At 63.0% G+C, this 13,357-nt stretch carries 14 protein-coding genes and 2 riboswitches; of the genes, 4 read left to right on the top strand and 10 right to left on the bottom strand.

Annotated features, from left to right (window positions below; all coding sequences use genetic code 11):
- Window positions 1-18: 18 nt before the first annotated feature.
- A riboswitch (cobalamin riboswitch) is annotated at window positions 19-262 on the bottom strand.
- 203 nt (window positions 263-465) lie between these two features.
- Window positions 466-1,578 (top strand): 3-deoxy-7-phosphoheptulonate synthase, encoded by a 1,113-nt coding sequence (locus O1W68_RS01885; protein WP_269301194.1) that lies wholly within the window; start codon window positions 466-468, stop codon window positions 1,576-1,578.
- Here O1W68_RS01885 and O1W68_RS01880 read toward each other — a convergent pair.
- Window positions 1,544-2,167 carry an alpha-ketoglutarate-dependent dioxygenase AlkB gene (locus O1W68_RS01880; RefSeq protein WP_269301193.1) on the bottom strand — a complete coding sequence of 208 codons (624 nt, stop codon included), beginning with the start codon at window positions 2,165-2,167 and terminating at the stop codon, window positions 1,544-1,546. The two genes, O1W68_RS01885 and O1W68_RS01880, sit on opposite strands and share 35 nt — an antisense overlap.
- Before the next feature lie 83 nt (window positions 2,168-2,250).
- Between O1W68_RS01880 and O1W68_RS01875 the strand changes: the two genes are divergently transcribed.
- Window positions 2,251-2,676, top strand: coding sequence for a VOC family protein (locus O1W68_RS01875; protein WP_269301192.1), 426 nt, complete (start codon window positions 2,251-2,253; stop codon window positions 2,674-2,676).
- Window positions 2,677-2,683: 7 nt separating this feature from the next.
- Here O1W68_RS01875 and O1W68_RS01870 read toward each other — a convergent pair whose 3' ends face one another.
- Window positions 2,684-3,700, bottom strand: a complete 1,017-nt coding sequence (locus O1W68_RS01870; protein WP_269301191.1) for an AraC family transcriptional regulator — start codon at window positions 3,698-3,700, stop codon at window positions 2,684-2,686.
- An 8-nt stretch (window positions 3,701-3,708) separates the two neighbouring features.
- On the bottom strand, window positions 3,709-4,881 hold the full coding sequence (locus O1W68_RS01865) for a pyridoxal phosphate-dependent aminotransferase (protein ID WP_269301190.1): 1,173 nt from the start codon (window positions 4,879-4,881) through the stop codon (window positions 3,709-3,711).
- An 83-nt stretch (window positions 4,882-4,964) separates the two neighbouring features.
- On the opposite strand from O1W68_RS01865, the gene O1W68_RS01860 reads away from it, so the two are divergent.
- Window positions 4,965-5,543, top strand: coding sequence for a carboxymuconolactone decarboxylase family protein (locus O1W68_RS01860; protein WP_269301189.1), 579 nt, complete (start codon window positions 4,965-4,967; stop codon window positions 5,541-5,543).
- Here O1W68_RS01860 and O1W68_RS01855 read toward each other — a convergent pair.
- From O1W68_RS01855 to O1W68_RS01840, 4 genes are all read right to left on the bottom strand, one after another.
- The gene (locus tag O1W68_RS01855) at window positions 5,494-6,441 is read right to left on the bottom strand and encodes a sigma-70 family RNA polymerase sigma factor (protein ID WP_269301188.1); all 948 of its coding nucleotides are present in this window, start codon (window positions 6,439-6,441) and stop codon (window positions 5,494-5,496) included. The two genes, O1W68_RS01860 and O1W68_RS01855, sit on opposite strands and share 50 nt — an antisense overlap.
- Before the next feature lie 166 nt (window positions 6,442-6,607).
- Complete coding sequence (locus tag O1W68_RS01850) at window positions 6,608-7,276, bottom strand: DUF3239 domain-containing protein (protein ID WP_269301187.1); 669 nt, start codon at window positions 7,274-7,276, stop codon at window positions 6,608-6,610.
- A gap of 22 nt (window positions 7,277-7,298) precedes the next feature.
- Window positions 7,299-8,954 carry a DNA repair helicase XPB gene (locus O1W68_RS01845; RefSeq protein ID WP_088942325.1) on the bottom strand — a complete coding sequence of 552 codons (1,656 nt, stop codon included), beginning with the start codon at window positions 8,952-8,954 and terminating at the stop codon, window positions 7,299-7,301.
- 118 nt (window positions 8,955-9,072) lie between these two features.
- Window positions 9,073-11,343, bottom strand: coding sequence for a helicase-associated domain-containing protein (locus tag O1W68_RS01840; protein WP_269301186.1), 2,271 nt, complete (start codon window positions 11,341-11,343; stop codon window positions 9,073-9,075).
- 61 nt (window positions 11,344-11,404) lie between these two features.
- Between O1W68_RS01840 and O1W68_RS01835 the strand changes: the two genes are divergently transcribed.
- Window positions 11,405-11,593: a hypothetical protein gene (locus tag O1W68_RS01835; RefSeq protein ID WP_084347541.1), complete on the top strand. Its 189-nt coding sequence runs from the start codon at window positions 11,405-11,407 to the stop codon at window positions 11,591-11,593.
- 61 nt (window positions 11,594-11,654) lie between these two features.
- Here O1W68_RS01835 and O1W68_RS01830 read toward each other — a convergent pair whose 3' ends face one another.
- The 3 genes from O1W68_RS01830 to O1W68_RS01820 all read right to left on the bottom strand — a co-directional run bounded on the left by O1W68_RS01830 (window position 11,655) and on the right by O1W68_RS01820 (window position 13,356).
- Entirely contained in the window at window positions 11,655-12,269 is a 615-nt protein-coding gene (locus O1W68_RS01830) for a transglycosylase family protein (protein WP_269301185.1), read from the bottom strand.
- An 8-nt stretch (window positions 12,270-12,277) separates the two neighbouring features.
- A riboswitch (cyclic di-AMP (ydaO/yuaA leader) is annotated at window positions 12,278-12,465 on the bottom strand.
- Between the two features lie 285 nt (window positions 12,466-12,750).
- Window positions 12,751-13,122 (bottom strand): YccF domain-containing protein, encoded by a 372-nt coding sequence (locus O1W68_RS01825; protein ID WP_269301184.1) that lies wholly within the window; start codon window positions 13,120-13,122, stop codon window positions 12,751-12,753.
- Between the two features lie 15 nt (window positions 13,123-13,137).
- A complete protein-coding gene (locus O1W68_RS01820) occupies window positions 13,138-13,356 on the bottom strand; it encodes a hypothetical protein (RefSeq protein ID WP_269301183.1) in 219 nt (72 codons plus the stop codon).
- Window position 13,357: the final 1 nt, after the last annotated feature.

Here is a 13,357-nt window from a genome sequence, read left to right as displayed (position 1 = left end):
GGTGAACCGCTACGCACGGCGTGCGCAGCACAGAAGGCAGGTATTCGGACTCGCAGGCGCGCGATCTTGCTAAGAAAGCTCGAGATCGCTCCTAGTGGCCGTCGCTTCCCAGAGAGGCTTCTCCAGTGCTTGATAGACGGCGGTCGTTCCTGCATACCGCTGCGGGACAATCCCGGATTCTCACCGGGTTCCCTCTTGCGTCGCCCTTGCGGACTTCGGGGCTCCTCTTGGCCGCGGGCGAACCGACTGCATGCATGAGCATAGGCGCTCGGCTGCCTCCGGAGAAAGAGCTGCTACTCTCGAACCCATGACGCGCACGTATTTTTGGTTTAGCAGGCCGGCCCCGGGTGGGTCAGCCAGCGACACCATGCGCTGACACCCCACCCCACGAGCCGGAATCAGACCGGCTCGAAGTGCGCGTGGATTCACCGTGAACGAGTCGGTCTGGGAACAGGATCTTCCTTCATGACAATCGACATCAATACCAGCGATCCCGCTCTCGACGACTCGGCTTTGGACGACCGACGGACGATCAGTATCAGTCCGCTTCTATCGCCGCGGACCGTTCGGCGTGAGCATGCCGCGGACGACGCTGTGGCGGCCGTGGTACGACGCGGGCGCGACGGCGTCATCGACATTCTCGACGGACGTGACGACCGGCTGATCGTCGTCGTCGGACCGTGCTCGGTGCACGACACCACCGCGGCGATGGACTACGCCCGGAGATTGGCCGCGAAGGCGGCCGAACTCGATGATCGCCTGCACATCGTCATGCGCGTGTACTTCGAAAAGCCGCGGACCACTCTCGGCTGGAAGGGCCTGATCAACGACCCGCATCTCGACGGCAGTTTCGACATCAACGAAGGCCTCCGTGTGGGCCGTCAGTTGCTCGTCGACATCTCGAGTCTCGGTCTTCCGGTCGGATGCGAATTCCTCGACCCCATCACCCCTCAGTACATTGCGGACCTGGTCAGCTACGGTGCCATCGGCGCACGAACCGCAGCCAGTCAGGTGCACCGTCAACTGTGCAGCGCGTTGTCGATGCCCGTCGGAATCAAGAATTCGACCGAAGGCGATGTTCAGGTCGCGGTCGACGGAACTCGGGCAGCGGCGTCGAGTCATGTCTTCCCCGGAACGGACCTCGACGGTCATTCCGCGTTGATCAGAACCGTCGGGAATCCTGACTGCCATGTGATCCTGCGCGGCGGCACCGACGGTCCGAACTACGACGCGGAGACTGTCGCCGACACCATCGCGCGGCTCCGGAAATCGAATCTTCCCGAGCGAGTGGTGATCGACGCGAGCCACGGCAACAGCCGAAAAGACCACAACAAGCAGGTCGATGTCGTGACGGACGTGTCGGCACGGCTCTCAGCAGGCGAGCACGGGATCGTCGGTCTCATGTTGGAGAGCTTCATCGAAGCTGGGCGGCAGGACCTGACGCTCGGTCATGCGAACGAATTGACCTACGGTCAGTCGATCACCGATGCCTGCCTGGACTGGGACACCACAGCGGCGCAACTCGATGCACTCGCAGCCGCTGTCACCGAACGCCGCGCGGGCGGAACTGCACGCTGACGCGAGGGCCGGTGGCACGAGCGCTCTTGGGCACGGCGTGCTCCCACGTCCGTTGGCACGAACCGCCCATGACGATCAGATCGCCGTGGCCGAGAGTGAACTTCAACGATGCGCCGCCGCCACGCGGACGCAGCATCAATTGGCGGGTGGCACCGAGTGACACGATGGCAACCATCGTGTCCTCGGTGGCGCTGCGGCCGATGTTGTCTCCATGCCAGGCGACGCTGTCGGATCCATCCCGGTAGTAACACAATCCGGCGGTGGCGAAGGGCTCGCCCAATTCGGCCCGATAGTGCGCATCGAGCGCAGACTTGGCCTCGAGCAACCGTGCCTCGGGCCAGCTCTCGTGCTCGGAGTAGAAGCGCACCAAACGAGGCACGTCGACCACGCGGTCGTACATCTGGCGTCGCTCGGCTCGCCAATCGACGTCGGTGACGAGTCGATCGAACAAGTCCATGGTGCTCGCCCATCCGGGGCGGACATCGATCCATGCGCCGTTCGTGAGAGTGCGTCGCGTAACCGTGGATCCGAGTGGACCGAAGGCCTCGTCGGTGTCGGTGAACAGCGACCCCTGCAGTTCCACGCTCATGACCGATATCCTAGCGACATTCGAACGTACGTTCCAACGATTGATTGCCGAATTTTGTCGCCCTCGTGTCCTATCGTGTGCGCATGGGATACGAAATTCAAGTCACGATAGACAGCGACAGCCCTCATGAGCAGGCCGCATGGTGGGCTGCGACCCTCGGGTGGCAGGTGGAGGAACAGGACGAGAAGTTCATCAGGAAAATGGTGGACGCCGGTCACGCGAGCGAGGACGACACACTCCTCTTTCACGGTCGGCTCGTCTGGAAGATCGGCGCCGCAATCGTCGATCCCGACCGACCCTCGGCGCCGCGCGTGCTCTTTCAGTGGGTTCCGGAGTCGAAAACAGTGAAGAACCGGTTACATTTCGACCTGAGGATCGGAGACAATCGCGAAGCGGTGGCAGAAAGCCTCGTCGAGACAGGAGCATCGATCCTCTATCGCGGTCAGCTCGGCCCGAGTACATGGATCACGATGGCCGACCCGGAGGGCAACGAGTTCTGCCTGTGTTAGAGGTACTTCACCGATACGCGCCCGGTGTCTGCCCGGTCCACCGCTTGAATGCCCGTCGGAAGGCGGACGGCTCCGAGAATCCGAGCTGGTGAGAAAGGTCGTCGACCGAATCGCCGCGACTCAGCCCGGAGATGGCGGCGTCGCGTAGTACTTCTTCGCGGATCTGGTTCACCGACGTGCCCTCCTGCCGCAACAGTCGGCGAAGGTGCGCGGTACTGACCGTCAGCTTGGCGGCGATCTCGTCGGTAGCTGGACTGCGGCCCTGAAGTCCCAGTTCGAGTGCTCGTCGCACTTGTGACGATGCGGTGCTGTCGTAATCGCGCGCAGTGAACAGCAAGTTCGGTGACTCACGCAAATAGTCCGTCAGGCTCGCCTCGGTTTGCACGATCGGCGCTCGCATCGCGGCATTGTCGAACTCGAGGACTGCGACCGATGCACCGAATGCCACTCGGGTGCCGAACATTCGATCGTAGAGCTTGGCGGTTTCCGCATCGGCCATGTCATAGGGCAGTTCGACCGAGTGCAGCTTCACTCGACCACCGATGAGCCACGCGGCGAAGCGATGTACCAGTAACATTCGAAAGTCGGTCAGCAATTGGCCGGCCCGCTCCCTGGCCTGCTCCGGCAGATGTGTGTTGTCCACCGGCGGCATCGTCAATCGCGTTGTGCTCTCACCGCGAGTGATCGTCATTGTCGGAAGTCCCGAGAGCACGCGCGTGGTTTCCGTCATCCGGTTCAACGCCGACGCGAGGTCGGGACTGTGTATGAGGGTCTGGCAGATGACGCGAAAACTGCCGCGCCGCATGGGCGTCGACGCCAATCCGAACAGCTCGTCGCCGGTGATCTGCCATGCGGACTGGGTGAACAACGTGACCTGTTCGGCGGTGAGTCGTGCGCGCGGATCCTTCAACGTTTCCGGTCCGATTCCCGCCATCGACAGTGGATACGACAGATCGACGCCGCTGCTCGCCGCGAGAGCAGTGGCATTGACGACGAAAGCGACGGGGATGGTTCTGGCGGTCATGGTGGTTGTCAGAGTCTCAGCAGTCTGTCGGACGCTTCGGCCAGCACGTCGTCTTTTTTGCAGAAGGCGAAGCGCACCAAAGTTTTCCACGGCTCGGCATGATCGACGAACGCGGTGACAGGGACGGCCGCCACGCCGATTCTCGCGGGAAGTGTGCGACAGAATTTCAGGGCGTCGGTCTCACCGAGCGGTGCCACGTCGGCACAGACGAAATACGTTCCGCTACTGGACTTCACCTCCAGACCAGCTTTGGTCAGCGCGGCGGAGAGTACGTTCCGTTTGGCGTGCAGTGAGTCTCGGAGTTCGTCCACCCAGGCGCCTTCATGGGTGAGCGCGTGCGCTACCGCAGGCTGGAATGGGGTTCCCCCGACGAACGTCAAGAATTGCTTGGCCGAGCGCACGGCATCGATGAGTTCGGCTGGGCCCAGCGCCCACCCGGTCTTCCAACCCGTTGCGTTGAAGGTCTTCGCGGCACTGGAGACGGTGACGGTCCGCTCGAACATGCCGGGCATGGATGCAATCGGTACATGCTCGGAATCTTCGAAGACCAGGCGCTCGTAGACCTCGTCGGTCAGGACGAGCAAGTCGTTCTCGCACGCGATCTCGGCGATCCGGACGAGCTCATCACGCGTCAACACCATTCCCGTCGGATTGTGCGGGGAATTGATTACGAGAAGTTTGGTGTTCACCCCGATCGCACGTTCGAGCGCATCGAGGTCCACGGCGAAACCGGTTCCATCGGCGACGAGAGGGACCGTGGACCGACGGGCGCCGGCCAACGCGATCGCGGCAGCATACGAGTCGTAGAACGGCTCGATCAGCAAAACCTCTTCGCCGGGTTCGACGAGCCCGAGGATCGTCGCGGCAATGCCTTCGGTGGCACCGACGGTGACGAGAATCTCGCAGGACGGGTCGTAGTCGATGCCGTAGCGGCGAGAGCGATCAGCGGCAATGGCCTCGCGAAGGACCGGCATACCCGACCCTGGCGCGTATTGATTGAGGCCGCCGGCAATGGCGTCTCGAGCGGCCGCAAGCATGGACGCAGGCCCGTCGGTGTCGGGAAATCCCTGACCCAGATTGACCGCGTCGCTCGCCACAGCGAGTGCTGTCATCTCCGCGAAGATCGTCGACGCGAAGGGGCGTAGACGCTCGACAGTTCGGCTTCGGTGCTCCGCGGACATTCATGCAGCGTAGCTGGTGTCACATTCGGTATGCGCGCCTCGTCCAGGAGGTAAGAACCCCATCATCGGAGAAGGAGAACGACATGTCGAGAATTCCGCCGGTAGCCCCGGCCGACGCTCCCGTACTGGTCCGAATGGCGTACAAGGCCGCATCCAAGATGGTCGGTGAGGTTCCTGAGCCCTTAGCCGTGTTCGCGAACCATCCGAAGCTGTTCTTCGCGTCGCTGACGCAGGAACTCGCAGCAGACAAAGCTTCGACTCGGCTACCGGTGAGTGTCCGTGAACTCGCTGTCTTCCGAGTGGCGTGGACGCTCGGCTGCACGTGGTGCATCGATTTCGGCAAGATGACCCAACGCCTCGACGGTCTCGATATCGAGCGGCTGCAAGAAATTGGCGACTATACGACGTCAACGAAATACACCGACGACGAGCGAGCCGCGATCACATACGCCGACGTGATGACGGCCGACCCCAGTGCGGTGACGGACGCCCAGGTCGCCGATCTGGAAGACCGGTTCGGCCGGGCCGGCGTCGTCGAGCTGACGTATCAGATCGGCCTGGAGAACATGCGTGCCCGGATCAATTCGGCTCTCGGGATCACCGAGCAGGGCTTCAGTTCCGATGCGTGCCGGGTTCCCTGGGAAAGTCCAGCGGCACCGTAACGCCTCGAAGCTTGGCCGGGTTGGCGAAATCGTAGGACGCCCAGACCGAACCATCACGCACCGTGAACCCACCGGCCCGCGCCGGAAAGCTTCGTGCACCGACGAGGCCGGACGAGACGTATCCAAGCTGGCCGTTCACCGAGGCCGGTTCCAGCGAGCCGAGCGTGTTCTCGCCGTACATCGCCACCAGCCCGAGGAAGAAGTGGGCGCACTTGTCGGGGCCGCGTACGATCTGTGCAGCCGTGCGGGCGGTGCCGCCACTGTCTCCGATCATTCGGCACTCCGGGTGCAAAGCCTGCGCGACCCGGCCGACGTCACCGGTCGCCAACGCGGCCATCAACGCCGTCACGGCAGCGTCGTGCTCGGCATCCGGTACCGGCGCCGGTGTGGAGTCGACCTGCTTGCGTGCACGCGAGGCCAGTTGCCGAGCCGAAGCAGTGCTCACATCGAGAATCGAAGCGACGTCGTCGAAAGGGACGGAAAAGCCGTCGTGCAATACGAAAGCGACGCGCTGCGGGGGAGTGAGCGAGTCCAGGACCACCAGGGCGGCGAGCCTGGTGTCCTCGGTGCGAACGACGATCTGGAGCGGATCGACCGACAACGTAGTCCCGGCCGGGACGTCGCGTGCGGTGACAATGGGCTCTGGAAGCCATTGTCCGACATACGTTTCTCGCCTCGAAGCCGCCGATTTCAGCCGGTCGCGACAGATCCTCGCCACAACTGTGGTGAGCCAGGCTCGAAGATCCTCGATGGACTCGGCGTCGGCCGACGCGAGCCGGATCCAACTTTCCTGTACCGCATCCTCGGCGTCGGCGACACTGCCCGTCACCCGGTAGCCGACTGACAGCAGATGGCTGCGATGTGACTGAAAGTGCTCCGCAAGCGAAACAGTGCTCATGATCAGAAAAGTGTAGGCCGAGCAGGGGAGCGTGAGCCGATTTTGCCTTCACAGCCGACGATAGTGTCGATTGCGGCATCTTCTACTTCCCCGAAGCTGCCTACGATCGATCCGGGATCGAACTGTTCGAGCGCGAAATCATCCCAGCACTCGCCTGAGCCCCGACTTACCGAAGGTCCTTGGGCAGGTCGTGTGGATCGACCGACAACTGCTGGTTATCGGCCGCACGCACCTTCTCGGACAAGCCGATGTTGGCAAGCAGCAAGGCCCACTCGGGTTCGGTGATCTCCGACGTGGCTCGCTCGATGACGGACGCGTCGGTGGTTCCCCAGGCAATGGGCATGGGGGAGACCATCTGCCAGGTGTCACCGGTGGTGTTCGTGGTCCGGTCGGCAAGCACCGCGATCGACGGAACCAGTTCCCCTTCGACCAGTTCGTGGCCGGGCAGGGCGCGAATACTCCTGGTCACGAGCACATAGTGCCGTGCCTGGGCGTCGGGCTTCGCGATGTCCAGCAGAGCGAGAATGGTGACCCCGCGCGGACGGGTCTCGGCGATGACGGCCGGAATCAGCTGACCCTTCGCGTAGAGGTCCTCGACGGCGCCCACCTTCCGCGGTGCCCACACCGTGACCCACAGCGAGGTCGCTGCGGCGATGAGAAACACCGCACCCAGAATGTACGACCACGGATGAGCCATCCAGAAGAACCATGCTGCGAGGGCAACCAACACGACGGCCGTGACGATCGCAGACACTCTGAGCCTGCGAACCTCTGCCATCGTCTCGTTCACCGACGCGGCATGGGCTACATCGACAGGGAACTGGAAACGGCGCACATGCTCATTAGTAGCACGAATATCAGATGGCAGGACCGAGCAAGTCGTCTGCGTCGGTGATTCGGTATGCATAACCCTGCTCGGCCAGGAACCGCTGCCGGTGTGCTGCGTATTCGGCGTCGAGTGTGTCCCGTGAGACGACGGAGTAGAAGTGCGCCTGACCGCCGTCGTGCTTCGGACGCAACAGGCGTCCGAGTCGCTGCGCTTCCTCCTGGCGTGAACCGAAAGTTCCCGAAACCTGAACTGCCACAGATGCTTCCGGTAGATCGATGGAGAAGTTCGCGACCTTGCTCACCACAAGGGTCGGGATCTCGCCCTTTCGGAAGGCGTCGAACAACACCTCGCGTTCCTTGTTCTTCGTCGAACCTTGAATCACCGGAGCGTTCAGTGCCTCACCGAGTTCGTTCAACTGATCCAGGTAGGCGCCGATCACCAGGGTCGGCGCACCTTCGTGCTTGGCGAGGATCGACTTCACGACCGCCACCTTGGTGTGGGCCGTCGAGCAGAGTTTGTACCGTTCCTCGGGCTCGGCAACCGCGTACGCCATGCGCTCGGCGTCGGTCAACGTCACCCGGACCTCGATGCACTCGGCGGGTGCAATCCACCCTTGTGCTTCGATGTCCTTCCACGGGGCGTCGTACCTCTTCGGCCCGATGAGCGAGAAGACGTCGCCCTCGCGGCCGTCCTCGCGCACCAGCGTTGCAGTCAACCCGAGACGGCGACGTGATTGCAGATCCGCCGTCATCCGGAACACCGGCGCGGGTAGCAGGTGGACCTCGTCGTAGATCACCAATCCCCAGTCACGGGAATCGAACAGTTCGAGGTGTTTGTACTCACCCTTGGTGCGACGCGTGATCACCTGGTACGTGGCGATCGTCACAGGGCGAATTTCCTTGCGCTCGCCGGAGTACTCGCCGATCTCTTCCTCGGTGAGCGAAGTGCGAGCGATCAGCTCACGCTTCCACTGACGGCCGGCGACGGTATTGGTGACGAGAATGAGCGTCGTCGCCTTGGCTTTGGCCATCGCGGCGGCGCCCACCATCGTCTTACCCGCACCACACGGAAGTACTACGACGCCGGAGCCGCCGGCCCAGAACGAATCAGCAGCCATCGCCTGATAATCGCGCAGAGTCCACTTACCGCCCTCGGTGTCGAGTTCGATGGGATGCGCCTCGCCGTCGACATAACCGGCCAAGTCCTCCGCGGGCCAGCCGATTTTCAGCAGCAGCTGTTTGAGGTGCCCACGCTCGCTCGGATGGACGAGAACGGTGTCCTCGTCCACCATCGCACCGAGCATCGGAGCGATCTTCTTGTGACGCATGACCTCGGTCAACACGGCGCGATCCAAGCTGATCAGTGAAAGCCCGTGGACCGGACTCTTCACCAACTGCAACCGACCGTAACGCGCCATCGTGTCGACGATGTCGACGAGCAAAGGCTGCGGAACGGCGTAACGCGAGAAGTTGACGAGCGCGTCGACGACCTGCTCCGCATCATGGCCCGCGGCCCGCGCGTTCCACAGAGCAAGCGGAGTGATCCGATACGTGTGAATATGTTCTGGGGCGCGTTCGAGTTCGGCGAACGGAGCAATGGCGGCGCGAGCGGCACCTGCGAGCTCGTGATCGACCTCGAGCAACAGGGTTTTGTCGGACTGGACGATCAGGGGGCCGTCGGTCACAGTTCCTCCTAGAGAACTTCGCGTTGCATGGAAGAAAGTGCGCAACTTCTCCATTGTCCTGATATAGCGCCCTCGGCGCCATGTGATGCTCCGCGCTCGGATAACGGAGGCCTGGACGCTAGTCGATCAGTGCGACCGAGGTGATGCGGTGCAAGGTGAACCGGCGGACCTCACCGGTGGCCGACACATATGCGTCGAGCTGGCCGCCACCGACATTGACAGGATCGACGATGCGTTGTGACGCAACCCCCTGAGCGTCGACGTACCCGATCGACACACTTCGCCGCGCTTTCAGCGCAGTGTGGAGCAACGCCATCGTGGCCGATCCAGTGGCGCGCGTCCCGTCGGCGAGGACCGGGCGCCCACCCGCGCGAGATGCACGATCGCCGGCGCGCAGTTCCGAGACGAGGCGGGTGAGCTGCTCGTCGGTGGCGATGGCAGGCTGCCTGAAAGCAGAGCGAACTCGGTGCAGCGGAATCCGGGCGCCGCGTGAGCGCAAATCGAGGATGATGCCGTTGGCATCCTCCCCCGCAGGTGCAAACCCTGCCGCGTCGAGTGCCCGCATGACTTCGTTGAGCGGGGCCTGGGATATCGCGACCGTCGGTGCGAGCGCGCGTAGCGCGAGCTGTTCGGCCGCAGCAGAGGTAAGGACCTCGGCAAGCAGGGCCGGATCTTCACATCGCACGAACGACGCCGCGACCCCCGCGCGTAGTCGGCCGTGACGGCGGGCGACATCGTCGATCAGGTAGGTCAATCCCTGGGGGACGGGCGTACGGGAGTGCGCGGCGAACAAGGCGTGCAGCTCGGCTGCACTCATTCCGACGTCGAGCGCTCGGCGAAGAGAGTTCTCGGTGATCCGATAGACCGTCGCAGCACCTGCGGACTCGACATCGGCGACGAGTTCGATCCGGTGCTCGAGATCGGGCTCGAGGGGGCCAGGCGCGACGAGTGTGAGATCGGCCTGAATCAGGACGTAATCGATCGGTTCGGGTAGCGCAGCACGCATCGCGGCCTCGGCGTCGCCGCCGTGCAGTAGCGCCTTACCTGGCGTCGACAGCGCTCCTCGGGCGACGATGCCCATTGCCGTCGCCTCGCCGATCATCTTCGATACCGGTCGAAGCGCGTATCGCGACATGGCACGTGGTCGACGCCAGGCGAGGCCGCGCGAGACCTCGCCTTCGGCGATGGCATTGCCCGGGCCCAGTTCGGCGAGGAACTCGAGAATCGTTCGACGGTCGCGTGGAGCTGCAGGCGAGCGCACCTCTTCGGACAACGCGGCCACCGGTTTGTCGTTGGGGTCGCGCATCCCGATCAGCCAGGGCGCACGCTGTACGTCCAGCCATGCCGCCGCGAGGGTCTGCCATCTGGATGCCGGTGTTGCGGTGGTCCACGGTTCGACGGCTGGGGTCGGACCCCAGTAGTCCTCGCCCGAATCGTTGGGTGGCAGCGGGTCGGGGGTTCCGCTGGTGATCAGCGATGCAGCTGCCAGCACTTCCAACAGCAGGCTGACGCGGTGTTCGTCGAGCCCGGTTGCCTTGGTGATGCGCTTGAGTTCACGTACGCCCAGGCCACCGGCTTTGAGTGCGGGTGCAGGCGTGATCGACAGCGCTTCGATGATCAGTGCACAATGCCGAATCAGTTCCAGGGCCTCACCCGCTGCGGCAGCATTGACGTCGGTGAGAGGGTATTTGGTGCTGGCGCGCTTCGGTGGCGTCAACGACGTCGGATCGAAAATCGGCTCGCCGCGTAGGGCCTGCCCGACCTGCTGGGGGAGTTCGACCGTCTGTTCGTCGAGCCAGATCAACAGCCCGGCCCGCAGTAGCTTCTGAACGGGACGATCCTCGGATGTGCCCGGTGCAGCATCTCTGGTGCGACCAGTCGGTGATGACCGGGCCAGGGTCATCAGCAGGGTGCGTTCACCTTCGCCGATTCGAGCGAGCGCGTCGGTGATTCGCTCTGGGGTGAGGTCTTCGGTCGGGTCGAGTATTCGCCCGATTCGCCACGGGACCGCATCCCGCGCCGCCGGCGGCATCCGAATCGAACCCGTTCCCCAGACGAGTGCTCGTTCTCGCAGAAATCCGAGGGCTTTGTCGACGGCCTTGGTCGTGGCTCGCTTGCCGACAGCAGCATCGAGTCGTTCGCGTTCGACCGGCATTTCGTGGGAGCCCTCGAGCGCAAGGATCTCCAGAATAGTCAGCGCCAACGTGTCGAGTGCGTCAGCGCAGCGCAGGATCGAGGCACGCTGTTCGGCCCGTCCGCCGAGTACGCCGATGGTCGTCGGCGGTGGCACGGTGAGGTCGGGTCGCAGCGTGAGGATGCTGACGAGCTCGTTATCGGTCCGTGAAGAAAGCCACGCTGCGAGGTCTGGAGGCACTGCAGTATCGGTCATCGACTACCAGATTAGAGACCTGGACTGGCTTTGGGTGCAGCGCAGGTGTCAAAATGGTCCCATGGTGAACAAGTCGAAGAAGCCCTACGTAGATCCAGGCTGGCCGGAAACCGCTCGCGGCGACCATGCGGTCAGTGAATTGGCGTCCTCGCGCTCGGGAAGCTTGTCGCCGTTCGGCGAGGAAACCGAGTTTCCGTTGCCCGTGGACCAACTGCTGTACGCCCATCCAGTGACCGTCATCAACCGTTAAGTCCGAACCAAAAAAAGGGCCCCCGAGTGATCGGGGGCCCTTTTTCTGTTGTATGAGATTTCTACTGAGGCAGGAATGCTTTGTTTGCCTGGTAGAAATTGACGACCTGCGGGTCGAGCTGGATGCCCTGGGTCGCGTTCTGAATGAACGAAGAGATCGCCGGATCGTTCGTGACGGTCTGAACGGCGCTCGTGATCCCGTCGATTACCTCGGCGCTGCCGTCGATGGTGGGGATGCTCGTGAGGTCGGGGAGCTTCGGTGCCTCGGGAGCGGACTGTGGCGATGCAGGCACGCTGCGCTCGCTGGGCGAACTGCTCAGGCCCAGGCTCGACGAGCAGGAGGGCCATGCGCCCCATCCCTGCGAAGCGAGAACCTTCTCGGCCACGGCGATCTGCTCTTCGCGGCTGGCCTGGTTCGCAGTGGCGGCGTACTGCCCGCCGCCATGTGAACTCCAGGTGCTCGGTGAGAACTGCAGGCCACCCTGGAAACCGTTGCCGGTGTTGATGCCCCAGTTACCGCCTGCTTCGCACTGTGCGAGACGGTCCCAATCGGAATCGGGGGCTGCGCTGGCGGTGCCGGTGAAGGCCATGCCTGCGGTACCCATGATGGCGCCGGTGACGGCGACCTTGGCTACGGTCCGGCCGGTGGTGGTCGGCTTACGGTGACGTCCGCTCATACGAGTTGAAATCCTCTCCACTGGCGCCTGCGAGGTCAGCTGTCGGGTTCGGGCTGAGAGGTAGCCCGGCCCAGCGCTTCCAAGTGAAAGTGCGTGGGCTTCACCCCAAGGAAATTCTCTGCCGAGGTAGCGAATTTCCGGTTATCCGAGAGGACGTGTGGGTCCCCCGTCCTCGTCCCCTGGGTGTTCTTGTGGGGGTCCGTTCCCGCGGGACGAGGTTTGGCGCTGCGGGTCCGGATTCAGCCGAAGTTTCTCAGCCGTGGACGACGGTACTGAAATTCCCGCGGAGTGTCACTATTTGGTAACTCTTGCTTTTTCGGGTCGTCCGGGTGTGCAGCCGGACACGGTTTTTGGTTACGGCCGAATGCGCTGCTAGCGGCGCTGCCGTCGGGTGAACCCTCGGTCGTTGCGCATCCGTTACCACGCTGTTATGTGATGGAAGTCACACCCATCCAAGGGTGATGCTGGTGTGTCTGGAGTGTCAGGAGTCGACGATGTCTTTGCCGAGCGGCATGAGCGAGATGGGGACCATTTTGAGGTTCGCGACGGCGAGCGGAATGCCGATGATCGTGATCGCCATGGCAATCGCCGACACGATATGCGCGATGGCCAGCCAGATCCCCGCAACGATGAGCCAAATGACGTTGCCGATGATCGCCGCCGCCCCTGATGTCGGCTTGTCGACGATCGTTTTGCCGAACGGCCACAGGGCGTAGACGCCGATGCGGAACGACGCTATGCCGAAGGGGATCGTGATGATGAGGATGCAGCAGATGATGCCCGCCGCGAAGTAGCCGATAGCCAGCCACAGTCCACCGAAGATCAACCAGATGATGTTGAGAATCACTCGCATGTGGTGCCCCCTGTTTTATCTCGCCCGTCGGCCGGACAGCAATGCAAACACTATCGCCAGCACGAAGCCCAGGGGCGCGAAGATCATTGCGGTCAGATAAAGCCACAGCGGCGGGTCGTCCCCGGATAGCGCAGGCACCGCGAAGATGGCGACGATCGCGATCAACCCGATCGCAAAGATCGCCAACGAGATACGAAGAAGGGTCGTGCCGTTACGGGGTGTTTGATCAGCCACG

This window comes from Rhodococcus sp. H36-A4 (assembly GCF_027158005.1).
Classification (GTDB): domain Bacteria; phylum Actinomycetota; class Actinomycetes; order Mycobacteriales; family Mycobacteriaceae; genus Rhodococcoides.
This window is presented reverse-complemented; position numbering and strand designations above follow the sequence as displayed.